15 protein-coding genes are annotated in these 17,654 nt (G+C 43.1%); 10 read left to right on the top strand and 5 right to left on the bottom strand.

Features of this window, described 5'->3' with window-relative positions:
- Positions 1–17 precede the first annotated feature (17 nt).
- Positions 18–1,058 (bottom strand): porin, encoded by a 1,041-nt coding sequence (locus tag AC07P6_RS26905; RefSeq protein WP_070596162.1) that lies wholly within the window; start codon positions 1,056–1,058, stop codon positions 18–20.
- Positions 1,059–1,478: 420 nt separating this feature from the next.
- Here AC07P6_RS26905 and AC07P6_RS26900 point away from each other — a divergent pair, with 420 nt between their 5' ends.
- The 7 genes from AC07P6_RS26900 to AC07P6_RS26870 all read left to right on the top strand — a co-directional run bounded on the left by AC07P6_RS26900 (position 1,479) and on the right by AC07P6_RS26870 (position 9,496).
- Complete coding sequence (locus tag AC07P6_RS26900) at positions 1,479–2,708, top strand: sugar ABC transporter substrate-binding protein (protein ID WP_134897184.1); 1,230 nt, start codon at positions 1,479–1,481, stop codon at positions 2,706–2,708.
- Between the two features lie 2 nt (positions 2,709–2,710).
- Positions 2,711–3,994 carry a carbohydrate ABC transporter permease gene (locus tag AC07P6_RS26895; RefSeq protein WP_134897183.1) on the top strand — a complete coding sequence of 428 codons (1,284 nt, stop codon included), beginning with the start codon at positions 2,711–2,713 and terminating at the stop codon, positions 3,992–3,994.
- Positions 3,995–4,828 (top strand): sugar ABC transporter permease, encoded by an 834-nt coding sequence (locus AC07P6_RS26890; RefSeq protein ID WP_219676266.1) that lies wholly within the window; start codon positions 3,995–3,997, stop codon positions 4,826–4,828. It abuts the gene before it with no gap.
- Positions 4,829–4,842: 14 nt separating this feature from the next.
- Positions 4,843–6,639, top strand: coding sequence for a glycoside hydrolase family 13 protein (locus tag AC07P6_RS26885; RefSeq protein WP_134897181.1), 1,797 nt, complete (start codon positions 4,843–4,845; stop codon positions 6,637–6,639).
- Positions 6,636–7,541 carry an ROK family protein gene (locus AC07P6_RS26880; RefSeq protein WP_134897180.1) on the top strand — a complete coding sequence of 302 codons (906 nt, stop codon included), beginning with the start codon at positions 6,636–6,638 and terminating at the stop codon, positions 7,539–7,541. Before AC07P6_RS26885 ends, AC07P6_RS26880 begins: the two co-directional genes overlap by 4 nt.
- A gap of 48 nt (positions 7,542–7,589) precedes the next feature.
- On the top strand, positions 7,590–8,396 hold the full coding sequence (locus AC07P6_RS26875; RefSeq protein ID WP_134897179.1) for a TrmB family transcriptional regulator: 807 nt from the start codon (positions 7,590–7,592) through the stop codon (positions 8,394–8,396).
- A 255-nt stretch (positions 8,397–8,651) separates the two neighbouring features.
- Positions 8,652–9,496 (top strand): IS5 family transposase gene (locus AC07P6_RS26870; protein ID WP_134897178.1). Its coding sequence is split into 2 segments (ribosomal slippage): positions 8,652–8,994 and positions 8,994–9,496, totalling 846 coding nucleotides; the frame shifts between segments, so codons are not numbered across the junction.
- On the opposite strand, the gene AC07P6_RS26865 is transcribed toward AC07P6_RS26870, so the two are convergent.
- Positions 9,493–10,563 (bottom strand): NADH-dependent flavin oxidoreductase, encoded by a 1,071-nt coding sequence (locus tag AC07P6_RS26865; RefSeq protein WP_478315075.1) that lies wholly within the window; start codon positions 10,561–10,563, stop codon positions 9,493–9,495. The two genes, AC07P6_RS26870 and AC07P6_RS26865, sit on opposite strands and share 4 nt — an antisense overlap.
- Before the next feature lie 122 nt (positions 10,564–10,685).
- A protein-coding gene (locus AC07P6_RS26860; protein ID WP_478315074.1) for an IS3-like element ISEc52 family transposase occupies positions 10,686–11,845 on the bottom strand; the annotation gives its coding sequence in 2 pieces (ribosomal slippage) (positions 10,686–11,596 and positions 11,596–11,845; 1,161 coding nt in all).
- A gap of 381 nt (positions 11,846–12,226) precedes the next feature.
- On the opposite strand from AC07P6_RS26860, the gene AC07P6_RS26855 reads away from it, so the two are divergent.
- Together AC07P6_RS26855 and AC07P6_RS26850 are read left to right on the top strand one after the other, a co-directional pair.
- Positions 12,227–13,645, top strand: a complete 1,419-nt coding sequence (locus tag AC07P6_RS26855) for an efflux transporter outer membrane subunit (protein ID WP_134897176.1) — start codon at positions 12,227–12,229, stop codon at positions 13,643–13,645.
- Positions 13,646–13,673: 28 nt separating this feature from the next.
- A complete protein-coding gene (locus AC07P6_RS26850) occupies positions 13,674–14,564 on the top strand; it encodes a GNAT family protein (RefSeq protein WP_058675663.1) in 891 nt (296 codons plus the stop codon).
- Positions 14,565–14,827: 263 nt separating this feature from the next.
- On the opposite strand, the gene AC07P6_RS26845 is transcribed toward AC07P6_RS26850, so the two are convergent.
- Positions 14,828–16,015: a sensor histidine kinase gene (locus AC07P6_RS26845; RefSeq protein ID WP_219676275.1), complete on the bottom strand. Its 1,188-nt coding sequence runs from the start codon at positions 16,013–16,015 to the stop codon at positions 14,828–14,830.
- Complete coding sequence (locus tag AC07P6_RS26840) at positions 16,012–16,698, bottom strand: response regulator (RefSeq protein WP_058675737.1); 687 nt, start codon at positions 16,696–16,698, stop codon at positions 16,012–16,014. Before AC07P6_RS26840 ends, AC07P6_RS26845 begins: the two co-directional genes overlap by 4 nt.
- 104 nt (positions 16,699–16,802) lie before the next feature.
- Between AC07P6_RS26840 and AC07P6_RS26835 the strand changes: the two genes are divergently transcribed.
- Positions 16,803–17,579: a MipA/OmpV family protein gene (locus tag AC07P6_RS26835; RefSeq protein WP_134897174.1), complete on the top strand. Its 777-nt coding sequence runs from the start codon at positions 16,803–16,805 to the stop codon at positions 17,577–17,579.
- Positions 17,580–17,654 lie beyond the last annotated feature (75 nt).

Genomic DNA, 17,654 nt, shown 5'->3' with positions numbered 1-17,654 from the left:
CGCCCCTTACGTTAAGACTAAAAGCGATATAGTGCCTGAGCATAGAAGGTATGTTGTGTTAACTCGCTCTTATTTCTAGCTTCCCATCCTGATAATCGACTTTTTTTCTCAACTTCATTAGCATACTCGTACTCAGCTTTGGCTACCCAACTTTCACCTATTGATTGTTCATAACCAACGGTAGCTTTTCTAATGTCTTTGAAGTAGTTAATGCCAGCATTACCGCCACCACTACGATCAGTATTTTTAGTTTCATTTTTCCCGACACGTACCCGCGTGTACAGCGTGCCGGCATCATCAAAGCTATATTGAACAATAGGCTCTATATATCTTTCATTAAAATCACTTTTCTCATTAATGGTTCCATCTGGTTGCTTCTCATCATTAGTTTTAATTTGGTAATAGAATTCAACACCGACCTCCCAGTTACCAAAACGCTTGTAGGGTTTAAACAATGCACTATATCCCTGCTCTTGCCTTTTCCCCCATGCATTGCGATCTTCTTTACTCAAAAGGTATTCAAGATTAGAATAGAATCCCATATTATAATCATTATTCCAGTAGGTTAAATATGGTCTAATACTGTGCTCAGCAAGGTTTTTACGTAGACCACTAACATACGGAGAATAAACTTTACTTCTTGTATATTCTAGCTCATAAATTAAACCAGTAGCCCAACCGTTACCAAGATCATGACCTTTATTCAATGAAAAAAGCTGCTTAATACCATCTTCATTCTCATAATAACCAGGCTCCTTTTGCTCTCTATTTTCTATTTTAAAAGAGTAAAAACCCATAAAATTCCATTGTGGATTGTTATAAAAAAAGTTGAAAACCTCATTGGTAATCGTCTTCTCCTTTTTATCCGTGTTATTGAAACCACGAGTTACCTTATCTTCATATTCAACAGAAGTCCCTACATGGCCACCAAACGAAAAAAAGCTTTCATCAAAAGCGACGTCTTCAGGTTTGTACCCACGCTGATCGCTGGCTGCAAATGAATGTACGGGCGCTGTGAGAGCAAGAGCAATAGAGGCAGAGAGTAATTTTTTTTTCATAGTACTTCCTTATTCAGCTATCACAACATCGGAAGAGAATGCTGAGGGATAGCGTTAAATTTTATCATGATTAGTAGTTCCTCATGGACGCCTATTTAATTTCTCTCATTTAATTTTTTTTTCCTCATGGCAATAACGTAAACGAGATGCAAGTCACTAATCTTTCGATAAAATTGTGACTAAAATCACGTTTTATGTTTTTTTTAAATTCAGGATATCATTTTTAGCCTATTTTTTGCTGCCAATAAGGGACTGGATTCATACCTAATAAAAGGGAGAACAGAATCACAAAAATTGTTCAAACATCTGATGTTTTTTGACAAACATCACAAATAAACCTGTCTGGGTAGACCGCATGTTGACATAAAAAAGGACGCATGCATCATAGTGGTACACTACGTACTACTAAAATGGGTAACTATGAAAATAAAATTGCTAGACGCTGTTCTGCTCTTCGGTCTGACGGCCCTTGTTCCCGCAGCTTGGGGAGAGAGTATTGCACCTGAAAAACAAGCAAATCTTCTAATATGGACGGATATTTCTACGCTAGATTATATGAAATATGCTGCTGAAAACTTTAATAAAACATATAACAGCCAGGTAAGATTTACGTTTAGGGGATTGGCGCCAATAGATACCGCCTCGCGAATGATACAGGATGGCGGATCCACGCGCGTTGCTGACGTTGCCGAAATCGAGCACGATCTTTTAGGCCGACTGGTTGTTGCCGGTGGCGTAATGGAAAATCTGATCTCGTCAGAACGTATAAATAAAAAATTTATGTCTAATGCAATAAATGCTTCACGCTATGAAGGAAAAAATTATGGTTTTCCAGTAAGTTATGCAACCGTCGCATTATTTTATAACAAGGATATCCTTCGGTTGCCGCCAGATAAATTTGAAGAGTTGATCCAGCTAAGTGCTGAATTTAATAATGTTAAGGAAAATAAATATACCTTGTTATGGGATGTACAAAACTATTATGAGTCAAGAATGTTTCTAACCCTGTATGGTGCTTACGAATTTGGTCAGGAAGGGACAAACGTCAAGGACCTAGGAATCAACTCCGAATTAGCCCAAAAAGGGCTTGCAGCGATGAAACGACTTAAAACTGCAAACCCATCTAATCCGGTAGATATGCGTAATCCACAGGTGCGTCGAGGCTTATTTTCTGAAGGCAAAGTAGCTGCCATCATCGACGGTCCATGGGCAATCCAGGGATATAACAACAGTAAAATTAATTTTGGCGTTGTTCCCATACCTACTCTTGAAGGAAAACAGCCACGTTCGTTTTCTACGGTTCGCCTGGCGGTCGTCTCTTCTTATAGTAAATCGCCTAAGGCGGCACAACTTTTCGCGGACTATCTCTCATCTGATGAAATGTTAATGAAACGCTATGAGATGACAGAATCTATACCTCCGGTACCGAATCTGATGAACAAAATCCTACCAACTGCAAATGAAGCGACGAGCGCAATTATTAAACAAGGGCTTCACTCTGATGCCATGCCATCTATTCCGGAAATGGGTTATTTATGGTCCCCACTGGCAAATGCGATTACCGATATGTGGATCAATGACCAAACGCCAAAAGCAGCACTTGACCGTGCTCGTAATATCATTGATGAGCAAATCAAATTTCAGGAGTAACTATGTTATTGTCTGAGGGAAAAAGCATGCGTATATTTCCGGCATCTTTTCTTATTATGGGCACTACGCAGCTCATTTCTGGTCATTGGATAAAAGGCTCCGTTTTTTTATTATTCCAGATTGTAGTTATTAGCAACATCAATTTATTACTCAACGCAACGCAGGGACTCATCACTTTAGGCACCGTGGCCCAAACACGTAGTGGGTTTGATATTGTAGCTGGTGACAATTCAATTTTTATGTTGGTTGAAGGTGTTGTTGCATTCATTTTTTTATTTTTTTCAATTTTTGTTTATTGGTTAAATATTAAGGATGCGCAGGTATGTGAAAAGTGCCATCAGAGCTTTACGGAACAGTTACGAACGATTTACGATAATCGTTTTGCTACTATCATGTTGGCTCCGGCATTTATTGCCTGCATTGCCTTTATTATTATGCCGATGATCATCACCGTTTTGGTATCACTAACAAACTACTCGGCTCCTCATCATATCCCACCTAAAAATCTTGTTGATTGGGTCGGATTAAAGAATTTCATTACCCTCTTTGAGCTTCGGATCTGGTCTAAAACGTTCGTTGGTATTGGTGTGTGGACTGTGCTATGGGCTTTTTTTGCAACTCTATGCACTTGTAGCTTTGGATTTCTGTTAGCCCTCGCGTTAGAAAACAAAAAAATTATAGCTAAGAAAGCCTGGCGAGTCGTATTCATCTTACCCTATGCGATCCCGGCGTTCGTTACCCTGCTTATTTTCCGTCTGCTTCTGAATGGAATTGGTCCAGTAAATAGTACATTAAATAGCTGGGGTATTGATTCAATTGGTTTTCTTTCCGATCCATTAATAGCTAAAATGACTGTAATTGCGGTAAGTGTATGGGTTGGCGCTCCCTACTTTATGCTGCTAATCACCGGAGCAATGACCAATATTCCCCGTGACCTATACGAAGCAAGTGAGGTGGATGGTGCTAGTAAATTCCAACAGTTCCGTGAAATCACGTTACCGATGGTTCTGCACCAGGTCGCCCCTTCATTGGTTATGACCTTTGCACATAATTTCAATAACTTTGGTGCAATATACTTGCTAACAGAAGGTGGGCCGATAAACCCGGAATATCGCTTTGCCGGACATACTGATATTTTGATTACGTGGATCTATAAATTAACCCTTGATTTTCAGCAATATCAAATTGCTTCTGTCATCTCAATCATTATTTTCCTGTTCTTATCGATATTTGCGATCTGGCAATTTAGGCGAATGAAATCATTCAAAGAAGATGTGGGGATGTAAATGAGAAACATTATTAGCAAGATAATGACGATTTTAGTCTATCTTTTCTTATTATTAAATGCACTTGTTGTCCTTGGGCCAGTAATATGGACAGTTATGTCATCGCTAAAGCCTGGGAACAATCTTTTTAGTTCTGGTTTTACTGAAATATCATTTACATTAGAACATTACCATAATCTACTTACGGGAACGCCTTATTTAAAATGGTACAAAAACACCTTTATACTCGCAACCTGTAACATGCTTATTTCTTTGGTAGTAGTAACAATAACGGCATTTATTTTTTCAAGATATCGTTTCAAAGCCAAAAAAAACATACTCATGAGCATTTTAGTGTTACAGATGTTCCCGGCATTTCTTTCCATGACCGCAATTTATATCTTATTGTCAAAGATGAATCTAATTGATACATACATTGGTTTGCTATTAGTCTACGTTACTGGTTCCCTACCTTTTATGACATGGCTGGTTAAAGGTTATTTTGATGCAATCCCTACGTCATTGGATGAAGCAGCAAAAATTGATGGTGCAGGGCATCTAACTATATTTTTTGAAATTATATTACCGCTTGCTAAACCTATTCTCGTATTTGTGGCATTGGTTTCATTCACCGGCCCATGGATGGACTTTATTTTACCAACTCTAATTTTACGCAGTGAAGATAAAATGACTCTGGCAATTGGTATCTTTAGCTGGATATCCTCCAACTCAGCTGAAAACTTTACGCTATTTGCTGCTGGTGCATTATTAGTTGCTGTACCAATAACGTTACTTTTCATTGTTACACAGAAACATATTACTACCGGACTGGTTAGCGGTGCGGTAAAAGAATAAGATTAGGATAAGATATGATTACAATTAGTTCATTAAGCCACTCCGCAAAGAGTGCCGATAGCTACGCTTATAATAAAGAAACCCTACATATTAGGTTTCGCACAGTCAAAGGCGAGGTCGCGAAAGTCTCTCTGTGGATCGGCGATCCCTATCAATGGGAGGAAGGTGGCCTAGATGGTGGAAACCTTGGCGGCAGCGACGCGCATGGATGGAGCGGCGGCAACGAAGTTCACATGGAAAAAGAGGGACAAAGCGAGAGCTATGACCACTGGTTTGCCGCATTTACTCCGTGCAAACGACGTAGCCGCTATGGTTTTATATTATACGGAAATAACGGGGAAAAATTATTATTTGGTGAACGACGCTGTGTTGATATAAGTAAACCACCTGTAGCAGAGACAGAACTGAGTAACTTGTCCAACTTTTTTTGCTTCCCTTATATCAATCCAGGTGATGTACTTTCTACGCCAGAATGGGTTAAAAAAACAATATGGTATCAGATCTTTCCTGAACGATTTTGCAATGGCGATCCATCGATATCGCCAGAAAACGTACAACCGTGGGGAACGCCTCCAGATTCAAAAAACTTTATGGGCGGTGATTTGCAGGGCATTATTAACAAACTTGATTATTTGCAAGATCTTGGCGTTAACGGTTTATACCTTTGTCCCATATTTACGGCTAACGCTAGCCATAAATATGATACCGTAGATTATTTTAACGTTGATCCCCATTTCGGTGGCAACGATCGGTTTAAAGAATTGGTGCAAAAAGCTCACCAACGAGGAATGAAGGTCATGCTGGATGCAGTGTTTAATCATATTGGTAATCAATCACCATTATGGTTAGATGTTGTAAAAAATGGTGATAAATCACCTTACGCAGACTGGTTCTGGATTAAAAAATTCCCGGTATACCCATCTGGTGATAAAAATGAGTGGGATTTCCGTAATTTCAATTACGAAACCTTTGGTAATGTTATTGAAATGCCTAAACTTAATACTGAAAACCCCGCTTGTCGTGATTATCTGCTGCAGGTGGCGAGATATTGGATTGAAGAATTTGATATTGATGGCTGGCGCCTTGATGTTGCCAATGAAGTCGACCACGAATTTTGGCGAGCTTTCCGTAGAACGGTAAAAAGCATAAAACCTGATTGTTATATTCTCGGTGAAATTTGGCATGAAGGCATGCCATGGCTGCGCGGAGACCAGTTTGACTCCTTGATGAACTATCCTCTAATGCAAGCAACTACTGACTATTTCGCTTTACAAGCATATGACAAAAAAACATTTATAGATATTGTTACCCATGCCTATCTTTGCTATCCACGGAACGTTAATGAAGTTATGTTTAATCTTCTTGAAAGCCATGATACTTCACGTTTATTAAGTCTGTGTGGTAATGATAAACGTAAAGCCCGGTTAGCCTATCTCTTTATGTTTAGTCAGGTGGGTTCTCCTTGTATTTATTACGGTAGCGAAGTTGGTATGAATGGCAGCAGAGCAATGGGATCGGAAGATAATCGTAAATGTATGATATGGGATGAACAAAGGCAGGATTTAGAGTTTAAGTCATTTATTAAAGATCTTATTCTATGGAGGAAAAAATATTCCGAATGGAATGATCCTAAAATACACTGGAATAATGTCGACCATCCGGCAGTTGTCGCTTTTAGCAGAGGAGAAGTACATTTCCTCCTTAATAATAGTGATGAATCTTTAGCTATTAATTATCAGGGCAGAACACTATCTCTGACACCTTTTGGGTTTTATATTATCGGTCTGGACCATAAGGACATCATATCATGAAACTCGGTATCTCACTTGCGATTGACTGGATACGTGGCGTGTTAATAGACGATGGTGAAGTTTGTTATCGTACTCAGGTATTAACACCAATAGACTGCCAGCAAAGTGTAGATACCGTATTACATATGATTTTTAGTATCCAGCGGACCTATGGAAATATTGACTTTGTCGGTATCAGCATTATGCAAAGCAACGTGTCCCGCTGGGGGCCGTTAGATAGAATAACCAATTTTTTCGAAATGGCTATAGATAAGAAGACTGGTATTCATTGCCAGTCTTTCGGCCCAGCACTTGTTGTTTTACAAAACCTAGATACGTCCTTATTATCAGGGCTAAAAGGTAATATTATGAGTATTGTCGTTGATTTTGGCTGTGAACTTTGTGTAGTCGATAAATACAACAATGATAGCGTATTTGACCATGCAATAAATGTTTCCTGGGCTCATCTCCCATTGAAAAATTATCAGCCACTCATTGATGGTATATCTCCGGTTTGCGAATGCTGCGGGATAGGATGCGTTCATCAATTCATTTCGACATCCGGGATCGAAAGACAGTATTTTCAGTTCTCTCTTCAGCGGAAGAGTGCCTTAGAAATAATTCAGGGAGTTGATGGCAGTGATGCATGGGCGCAAAAAGTCTACCGAATGTGGATGGATCAACTAGCCAGAGCCTTACTTGATCCAATAATGGTTTTTAAACCTAGATTGTTAGTGCTCAGTGGATTAGCAACAATACACTCAGACTTTCCGTTAAGTCTAAAAAGTGTATTAAGCCGACACTGTCCAAATAATTATCTACCAGAAATAATTCGCTTAAATTATGAAGAATATCGTTTTGCCTATGATGCGGCGATGGCTAATAAGGAAAAGGCGCAATACACCTCTACCCTTGCGTTGTAAGTAATGATAAACTAACAGACGGGCTATGTTGCATGTGAGGTTATGTTAATGAACGAACTGGTAAAAACACTTATGGGTTTTGGCTTTACAAAGACAGATGCCAATGTATACATCAACTTGCTAAAAAACGGTCGTTCTAGCGGCTATAAGATAGCAAAAGAAATATCATTATCACGTTCTAGCGTCTACTCATCAATTGATAGTCTATATAAAAATGGCTTCATTTTTATGGCCGATGGCAATACTAAAGAGTATCAAGCAAAATCTCCCGAGCTTATTTTCAGCAACATAGAAAAGCAAACCATTGAAAACATCAATGTATTAAAAAAAGAACTCTCACGTATGATGCTACAGGAAGAGAAAGAGTTCATATATAACGTCTCTGGTTTTGATAATTCACTACAGAAAGCCAGGGAAATGCTCGAACTGGCTCAAATCGAGGTTTACCTGAACACTGACTTCCATCTTGAACTCATTGCTCAAGAACTCATTAATGCCGTTGAGCGCGGGGTTCGGATTATCGTGTTCTCATTTAACCGACTCGCGCTACCACATGAATCTATCGAATTGTACTCTCGATTTGAAATAGATGAAAAGATTTATCCATCACATCGCTTCATGCTAGTGATTGATATGAAAAATGCTCTAATGCTTTCCCATCGGGAAGAAACACATGGCTTATATACCAATAACAAATTACTAGTTAAAATCATGGCTGAACATATTCATAGTGATATTTATCTAACTGAATACGAAAAAATGGCACCGGAAAAAAAATGCCGGATATTAACCGTTCATGAGCTTGAAAATGATATGGTCAATGATAAACTATCGATATCATCAAAAAAAATGTAAGAATATGATACAGTATATTTATATCCTGCGAGTATTGATTACAACTGGTTTATTGGCTACGTTATGGCGACAGGCCTGCCAACTAAGTTGATGAACTCCTGCAGTGGACGTTGGCTTTTCCGATAAATAACTAGCAATATGGCACCCACTAAAGGCTTACGATTGCCTTCAAGTTAAGCAATACTGTATAAGCTAGGCTGTGTCCCTTTATCATCTGAGCTATAGTAACTGTTTGTTTCCACGACATATTGAACTATGGCTCGCTACGACCTTCCTGATGAAGCATGGACCATCATCAAGCCCCTGTTGCCTCCTGAACCTGCTACACGACCAGCCGGACGCCCATGGGCTGAGCATCGTAAAATTATCAATGGCATGTTCTGGGTGTTGTGTTCCGGGGCTCCATGGCGCGATTTGCCCGAACGATATGGGCCATGGAAAACGGTTTATAACCGCTTTAACCGGTGGTCAAAGTCAGGCGTGATTAACATTATTTTCAACAGGTTACTTTCACTACTTGATGCGAACGGCTTTGTTGACTGGTCTGCCACCGCGCTGGATGGCAGTAATATCCGGGCGCTGAAATGTGCCGCTGGTGCTCAAAAAAACATCCTGATATCGACGGAGATAATGGGCTGGGTCGCTCTCGCGGCGGTTTCGGCACCAAAATCCATCTGGCAACAGACGGAAGCGGTCTCCCGTTAAATATCGTGTTAAGCCCCGGGCAGGCTCATGAAAGCCTGTTCACGCAACGACTTCTGGACGGTATTGGCGTTCAGCGTCAGAACGGCAGCATGAAACGCCGTGGTCATACAGTACTGGCCGACAAAGCGTACTCCGGACACGCATTACGCAATGAGCTGAAAAACAACGGCATAAAGGCAGTTATCCCCCGAAAATCAAATGAGAAAATGGCATCGGATGGACGTGCGAAGCTTGATCGTGATGCGTACCGAAATCGTAACGTCGTTGAACGGTGCTTTGGTCGCCTGAAAGAATATCGTCGCATCGCTACTCGTTACGACAAAACGGCGAGAAATTATCTGGCCATGGTGAAACTGGGCTGCATCCGACTCTTTTATCAACGGTTACGTAATTAAGGGACACAGCCTAGTTGATCTGCGTCAGATGCAGCAATATTGAGAGCAATTTTTCCTTCAGCTTTACCGTCTGCAAACTTAACCCAGTCTGGGTTCATAATCATTCCCTGGCCTATGGCCACCAAAGACACACCTGCTTTAACAGCATCCTCCGCTTGCTCTGCTGTTCGCAACTGCCCGGCAACAATCAGAGGTATACGTCCGGTCAGATGATCGCGCACGATTTCGATGACTTTCGGGCCATTCGGTGCATCAACGGGTCTGGCTTCAAGTGCATTACCGAGTGATATATGAAGATAATCAATACCCTCCTCGACCAGGCGGTCAACCAGCTGAAGTGACTCATCAATGCGCAACCCATCTTCGTAATGCTCATCCAGTGAAATGCGGTATCCCATCAGGAAGGGATTGGTTGCATGCTCAGTAATCGTTTTACGCACACTCTCGATGACGCTGAGTGGGAAACGCATACGGTTTTCAAGAGAGCCGCCCCATTGATCTTCTCTTCGGTTGGAATGAGGTGAGAAAAAGTTCTGAAGTAAAAAACCATGAGCACCATGTAACTCAACGCCATCAAATCCGGCTTCTATGGCACGGCGAGTTGCTTCACCGAAAGCCTGAATAACCGTTTCAACTTCAGTGCATGTAAGTTCGCGAGGGGTCACGGAAGGTGCGAAAGGCCCTGCATCACCGGGAACAGCGCTTGCAGCTACGATATCTGAAACCAGCTCAGGACTGGTTTTCACACCTGCATGGAAAATTTGTAAGATTGCCGGTGCTCCACCGCTTTTTGCCGCCGCCGCAAGACGCTTTAAACCGGGAATAAATTTGTCGTCATATGCAGCAAATTCCCCTGAAAATCCGATGCCATTTTCCTGAACATGAGTACAACCGGTAATTACCAGCCCAATATCCTGAACACGTCGACGATAATAAGCTTCTTCATCAAGCGATACTGTGCCGTCATCATTACCCGCCCACGTCGTCATGGGTGCCATAACAATACGGTTGCGCAGCGTCACACCTTTACCGAGTGTAAATTTTTCAAGAAGTGGATGTTTTTTCATGGATAGTTATACCTAAATGAGATTCTTTTTGAAGAAAGGAGCCAGCTTACTCGCGGCAACCGTTGCACCCTGACCATCATAGAGATCCATGTGCGTCGCACCTGGGATGATGTGTGAAGTGGTCAACAAAAACTGGCCACCGCGTTAGAGTTTTTCCAGTATCGGTTTTCTGATTCGTTTGGCGGTAACCCACCATTATATTCGTGCGGTCTTAGTGCGCTGTAATATCCAACGATATAGTCCGTTATTGCGTGAGCTGCATCGCTGAAGCTTACATAGCCCGTCGCCGGCACCCATTCGTTCTTCAGACTCCTGAAGAAGCGCTCCATTGGGCTGTTATCCCAGCAGTTTCCACGCCGACTCATACTCTGCCTGATCCGGTATCGCCACAGTAACTGCCTGCTCGTATAATGGCTGCCTTGATCGCTGTGGAACATCACCCCGACGGGCTTACCACGGGTTTCCCATGCCATTTCCAGTGCTTTCATGGTGAGCCTGCTGTCCGGCGAGAACGACATGGCCCAGCCCACTGGTTTTCTTGCGAACAGGTCGAGAACAACGGCGAGGTACGCCCAGCGCTTACCCGTCCAGATATAGGTCACATCACCGCACCACACCTGATTTGGTTCCGTTACGGCGAACTGTCGCTCAAGATGATTCGGGATAGCAACGTGCTCATGACCGCCACGCTTATACCGGTGAGTCGGCTGCTGGCAACTGACCAGCCCCAGCTCTTTCATGAGTCTGCCAGCAAGCCAGCGCCCCATCTGGTAACCTCTCTGGGTTGCCATTGTGGCGATGCTTCTTGCTCCGGCAGAGCCGTGGCTGATGCCATGCAGTTCAAGTACCTGACTGCGTAATACAGCCCGTCTGCCGTCTGGCTTTTCAGGACGGTTTTTCCAGTATTTGTAGCTGCTGCGATGAACCCCGAACACATGGCAGAGAGTGGCCACAGGATAACGCGCCCTGAGTTTCCCGATTATCGAGAACTGTTCAGGGAGTCTGACATCAAGAGCGCGGTAGCCTTTTTTAATATTTCATTTTCCATTTCAATACGTTGTAGCTTTTTCCTGAGCTCACGGATTTCAATTTGTTCCGGGGTAATGGGGGAGGCTTTTGGTGTTTTGCCCTGCCGTTCATCACGTAATTGTTTCACCCATCGCGTCATTGTGGAAAGGCCGACATCCATAGCGCTGGCTGCATCTGCCACGGTGTAGTTCTGGTCAACGACCAGTTGAGCGGATTCGCGTTTAAACTCTGCGCTGAAATTTCTTTTTTTCATTATGACACCTGTGTTGTTCTGAGGTGAGCATATCACCTCTGTTCAGGTGGCCAAATTCAGTAAACCACTACAGTGGCCAGTTTTAGTTGACCACTACAGATACCGGTTTAAAAGAGGGTGATGACTTTTTGATGAGTTATTCGGGAATGTTATTACGGGGGATCTCAGTAAATTCCATACCGTATCTAACCGCATAAAGAACAAGGAACATTTCAGAGATTATCAAGGAATTATCAATTCTGTCTCTTTTCCCGAAAAAACAGGGGTGTATTGCATCCCCCTTGTATTGCCCTTGATTGTTCATTGACAGAGTTCGGGATAATTATCCTGGCGGGCACACCTGGAGGTCTGCAGAAAACCTAACAGGCAACAGGAGTAAAAATGGTGTTTCCGGTATCAATAGAACTTCGTGTGTCAGCCATTACGGTGATGACCTCTTTACTACTTTCAGGCTGCACAATGGCACCGGCATATCAGAGACCGGAAGCCCCCGTGCCATTAGCCTGGTCACATAAAGACACTTCTGTTGAAGGTATGTATACAACGGCAGCAAACGGGCCTTTTTTCACAGACAGCAAGCTGCAGCAACTGATAAAACTGACCATCGACAATAACAAGGACCTCGAACTTTCTGCACTGAACCTGAAAAAATCAGGTGTTCAGTATGGGGTAGAAAGACTATCCTGGTTGCCAGCAGTCAGCCTGACCGCAGAAAAAACCGCAGCTCATGAGCCTGCAGGGATCTTTGATACCGTTGATACCGGTTCGGTAACGTATCATCAATACAACGTTAAACTGGTCTCAGCTTCCTGGGAAGTGGACTTCTGGGGGCGTTTGCGAAGCCTCAGGGAAGCATCCCTCAATGAATATCTTGCTGCGGGAGCTTCATCAAGAGCCCTGAAGATCAGCCTCATTGAGCAGGTGGTCAGTGCCTATCTGATCTATTTCACCGACCAGGAAAACATTAGTATTGCCCGTCAGAAACTGGACAATCTCCAGCAGCTCCGGCACATGCAACAGCAAGCCTATAATGCCGGAGACATGACTAAAAATGCGCTTATGGACGCTGATAGTGCGGTAAACGACGCACAGTCAGAATTGAACCAGACAGAGTTGCAGGTACAACAGGATTTAAACTCGCTTCAGTTGCTTGTCGGCACCCCGCTACCTGACTCTCTGCTGAATGTGTCACATGAGCATGACTGGGCTTTTCCGTTAATTAAAGCAGGAACGCCATCAGAGGTTCTGCTCAAACGTCCCGATATTATTGCTGCTGAGTACCAGTTGAAAGCTGCCAATGCCAGTATAGGCGCGGCAAGAGCGGCATTTTTCCCGTCTATTTCTATCACCGCTGAAGGCGGATCATCCACGGCTGATATGGGTAAATTGCTTGCGGGTGGCACTGCTAACTGGAGCTTTATTCCTACACTCAATCTTCCCATTTTCGATGGGGGTAAGAACCAGGCCAACCTCAGTCTGGCCGAGCTGAATAAGAAAATTGAGATCGTCAATTATCAGAAAGCAATACAACAGGCGTTCAGGGATGCATCTGATGCTCTTGCCGGACAGGCATCCCTGAAAAAGCAAACCATCCAGACATCCGGTATCTTTGATACTGTCAAAGAACAATACCGAATGGCTGAAGCAACGCGGAACGCCGGACAGATAAGCAACACAACTCTACTGGAAAAAAACAATGAGCTGCTTGCTGTTCGTAAGCAAAAAGCTAATGCCCGTCTCAAATACCTTATTCAGGGGGTGAAAGTATTTACCATCCTGGGTGGGGATGATTCAATTTAACAATTAATATTTATATCAGGTTATTACCATGAGTCTGAAACATTTAATATCAGGATGGAAGCCCTGTAGTTATGACGTTTACGCTGAAACATACCAGAGATTTGGTGGCAGCGTTAATATGCATCCTGATATTGTTGAGTTCTTTATGAGGAAAGGTCAGCGAGGATTTTCATTCTGGCAATATTGTAAAAATGGTGATGTTGTCGCTGCCTATTTCATTGTTGATAATAAAGAAGTGGGTTTGAATGTATGGCGGGAGTTTCCAGTATCCTTCGATGAAGTCATGCTACCGGTATCTGCAGATCAAAAAATCTGGCTCCCTGATAAGACAAACCGTTTGTCATCACGCCACCGAGATACCATCCTTAATTCTGCATTTTTCTACAGAACGAAGCGCAGTATATGCCGGGTTAAAACTTCATTTTCAGGTAAAACCATCAAGAAGCGAAACGGTGAATTAAGGAAGTTTATGGGCATGGGGGGGGAATGTTACCGCCTGTCAGACATGTCACCCAAAGATATAGCCAGTCTGTATGTCCGTCTGTTCAAGTTGCGGTTTGCTGATTCTGTCCGCTGCTATGAGGAAGAGAAGATTGAAGAGCTGATATCCGCTGTACCGCATCTGATTTTCGGTAACGTATTGTTTTATGCCGATACGCCTTGCGCTATTGATCTGGTACTCAGTGCGAACAGTGACAACATGGTGTATTTTGACGTGCCAAATGGCGGTGTTGACCCTAAATATTCAGCATTCAGCCCGGGCAGCATGCTGATGTGGGCCAATATTTCAGATGCGCGCGACTTGTGCACTACGCAGGATAAAGAAATGGTATTTTCAATAGGGCTTTATGAGAAAGACTGGGAATATAAATTACGGTGGGCCGATACAGCGAAGACAGGGAAAGTTATCTGCTTTTAAGTATTAATAACTCATCTACCAGTTCACTTTCTTTTGACTCGGTTCGAGTTTGCCTCCCATAAAACAATAATAATTAACTGAATAAAAAAGCCGAAAATTGCGCCTGCTATTATGCAGGCGTTTTGTCCATCAATTTTATGAACTACAGAACTGACGCACTCAAGAAATGACTGCATGGTATACTCCCGTTTACCATGCATTTAATCAGTGGATTATCAAGATTCTATTGGTCTGGCGTCAAGGGATCATCAATAGTCAAAAATTTAAGATTTTCGCAACGATACCCTGAAGGCAAGTCCACCCTTTTTATTTTTCTCTACCTCCAGTTGCCCTCCATGTGCTTCACATATCGCCCGGGCAATAGAAAGTCCCAAGCCAGAGCCCCCGGAATGCCTGGAGCGTGAAACCTCTTCACGAACAAATGGTGTGAAGATATCTTCAAGCAATTCATTCGGAACGGCAGGCCCTTTGTCCCTGAAAATAACCGAAACGGTATCTGGAGTGGCGTCGTAACTGATATCAAGCACGCCACCATCAGCTGCATAGCGTAATGCATTATCCATCAGTATCAGGAAAACCTGTCCTAAACGATAGGGGTCTGCTACTCCGCTCAGCATCATATTCTGGTTGTGTCTGATGGATACGCCCGCTTTCTCTGCAGAAGGTGTAATCCATGCAATTTTTTCCCTGACAATCTCATTAAGACCGGCGGATATCATGCTCAGATTTAACTGACCGGCATCAGCAAGCTTCAGCAAATGCAGGTCTTCAACCAGCCGATTCAGTTCGTTAAGTTGCTGCATGACCATTTTCAGCTGGGTTTCGCTGGGCTCAAATACACCATCAATCATGCCCTGGAGTCTTCCTGTGGCTGCGGTCAACGGAGAACGAAGTTCATGGGCCATGGCAACATGCGATTTTTTTAGATCCTTTTCATAACGCTCAAGCTGCATCGACATCCCATTAAAATTTTCGCTGAGACTACGTAATTCCAGAGGAAGATTATCCGGGATTTTTACTTTTGCGCCGAAGCTACCCTGAGCAACAGATTTAGCTGCATTAGCAAGGGCACTTATCTGCTTTGATAGAGGGCGTGCTGTTCTCAGCGTCAGTGTGAAAATGATGGGCATTACGATTAGGACGAGTACAGCCAGAATTAGCCAGTCAGTAATCCTTAATTCTGGCTTCCAGTAGTCCACGCCATACCATCGATCAATGATCGCGTGATAGCGGTTAATATTTAGCCAGGGGTTTTTAATTAACTCAGCGAGCTCGGCCCTGACCTCAACAGGTATCCTGTACTCGTGCCACTTGTTATCAATGTAAAAGCGCAGCCACATGCAGAAAGAAATCAGGATTATGCTGCCTACTGCCAGCGAAATAACCTTACGGCATATCCAGTTCCACAGAGAGCTGTTTTCACTTTTCTGAAATCGCAATTTTCTGTTCATGAGTTAGCAAACCTGTAACCAATGCCCCTGACATTAATCAGAAGATCAGGTTGACCCGCAGCTTCCAGCTTTTTACGCAAATTATAGATATGCGTATCAACCACCCTCTCAAGAGCATCGCTTTCCGGAAGGCAGGCTTCCAGTAGCGCCTGACGCGTAAAGGCTTTAGATGGCGACTTCAAGAATGTCATCAGAAGTGACAGTTCTGTTGGGGTCAGCTCTAGTGCCTGAGGGGGTATGCCTTCTTTTTCCACGACGACTATCATGGAGTCCATATCGGCTTTTATATTTCTGAACTGGAGGATATCTCCGCTACGTTGCCCGGCATAACGACGCAGGACAGCATGAACGCGTGCAACGACTTCTTCGGGATTGTAAGGTTTAACCACATAGTCATCTGCACCGTAACGAAGCGCACTGATTTTATCTGCCCCGTCGCTGATGGCGGTGATCATTATCACCGGGATATCACTACGCCGTCGTACCGCTAGCAGGACATCAGTACCACTCATGGATGGCAACATAACATCAAGAAGAATGATATTGGGCTTCCAGCTGAAGACCAGATCCAGACCGTGTTGCCCGTCACTGGCGAACGAGGTATTGAACTGATCTCTTTTAAGATATGCCTCAAGTACATTCGCAGCATCCAGATCGTCTTCAATGATTAAGACACGTTTCACATAAGCACCTTGATTAAACCTTGATAAACCCTTGCAGCGTTCTTGATTATTTGTCGGCATACTTCCGAACCTGTTAAGACAGCATAATTCATTCCGGGAGTTTTATGAAGGAATTAAATACGATCCTGTCGGCAATATTTTTACTGCCGTTTGCAACCTACGCCTCGTCTGATGTACATAAATCTGAGGTAACCGTTGGCATAGGAGCTCAATATGCTCCTCAATATATGGGGGCCGATAAATTTGACTCAACAGTCGCGCCTTACTTTGAATGGACTGACGGAACCTTGTTTTTGAATTCAGAAAAAGGGGCGGGGCTTACATATTCCTTTGATAATGGTTTTTACTTGGGACAGGCTCTGGGATATACATGGGGGAGAAGGGATGATGACGGTTCCTGGCTACAGGATGGTTCCAGACATCTCAAAGGAATGGGTAAAATAAAAACAGCGCTGAACTCGACGACAACGCTGGGTTGGTGGATGGTATCCTGGATTGGATTTGAAGGTAATATTATTGCCCCCCTGACTGAAAGCCAGGGGGTTCTGTATAACATCGGCCTCAATGTTGTTTTGTTTAATAATGACAGCGACACACTTACCGTCAGTACCGTTCGTAATTATGGCGATGCACGGTACAATAATACCTGGTTTGGAGTGAGCGAAAAGCAAAGTACAAATACAGGATTTAAACAGTTTAACTCCGACTCGGGGTTAACCAGTGTCGATTACGGTATCAACTGGCAACACACATTTGATGACAACTGGTCTGGTTATGCAGACCTGCGCTATACAACACTGGCAAACCGCGTAAGTCATAGTCCCATTGTTGAAAAAGATGACTACCTGGCTTTCACTATTGGTGCGTTCTATACATTCTGATCGTCAAACCAGAAAGCCAAAAATAAAACCTGCCATTTAATGGCGGTTTTTTTGTTTGTAACTTAACGATGAGTC

Source organism: Klebsiella sp. GFKo11 (assembly GCF_056490265.1).
Note: the sequence above shows the minus strand (reverse complement) of the source record. Positions and strands in the feature narration are given on the sequence as shown.

What these genes read in the sequence shown, in the direction of transcription:
- AC07P6_RS26905 (WP_070596162.1), bottom strand. Translation starts at nt 1,058, where the DNA reads ATGAAAAAAAAATTACTCTCTGCCTCTATTGCTCTTGCTCTCACAGCG.
- AC07P6_RS26900 (WP_134897184.1), top strand. Translation starts at nt 1,479, where the DNA reads ATGAAAATAAAATTGCTAGACGCTGTTCTGCTCTTCGGTCTGACGGCC.
- AC07P6_RS26895 (WP_134897183.1), top strand. Translation starts at nt 2,711, where the DNA reads ATGTTATTGTCTGAGGGAAAAAGCATGCGTATATTTCCGGCATCTTTT.
- AC07P6_RS26890 (WP_219676266.1), top strand. Translation starts at nt 3,995, where the DNA reads ATGAGAAACATTATTAGCAAGATAATGACGATTTTAGTCTATCTTTTC.
- AC07P6_RS26885 (WP_134897181.1), top strand. Translation starts at nt 4,843, where the DNA reads ATGATTACAATTAGTTCATTAAGCCACTCCGCAAAGAGTGCCGATAGC.
- AC07P6_RS26880 (WP_134897180.1), top strand. Translation starts at nt 6,636, where the DNA reads ATGAAACTCGGTATCTCACTTGCGATTGACTGGATACGTGGCGTGTTA.
- AC07P6_RS26875 (WP_134897179.1), top strand. Translation starts at nt 7,590, where the DNA reads ATGAACGAACTGGTAAAAACACTTATGGGTTTTGGCTTTACAAAGACA.
- AC07P6_RS26865 (WP_478315075.1), bottom strand. Translation starts at nt 10,563, where the DNA reads ATGAAAAAACATCCACTTCTTGAAAAATTTACACTCGGTAAAGGTGTG.
- AC07P6_RS26855 (WP_134897176.1), top strand. Translation starts at nt 12,227, where the DNA reads ATGGTGTTTCCGGTATCAATAGAACTTCGTGTGTCAGCCATTACGGTG.
- AC07P6_RS26850 (WP_058675663.1), top strand. Translation starts at nt 13,674, where the DNA reads ATGAGTCTGAAACATTTAATATCAGGATGGAAGCCCTGTAGTTATGAC.
- AC07P6_RS26845 (WP_219676275.1), bottom strand. Translation starts at nt 16,015, where the DNA reads ATGAACAGAAAATTGCGATTTCAGAAAAGTGAAAACAGCTCTCTGTGG.
- AC07P6_RS26835 (WP_134897174.1), top strand. Translation starts at nt 16,803, where the DNA reads ATGAAGGAATTAAATACGATCCTGTCGGCAATATTTTTACTGCCGTTT.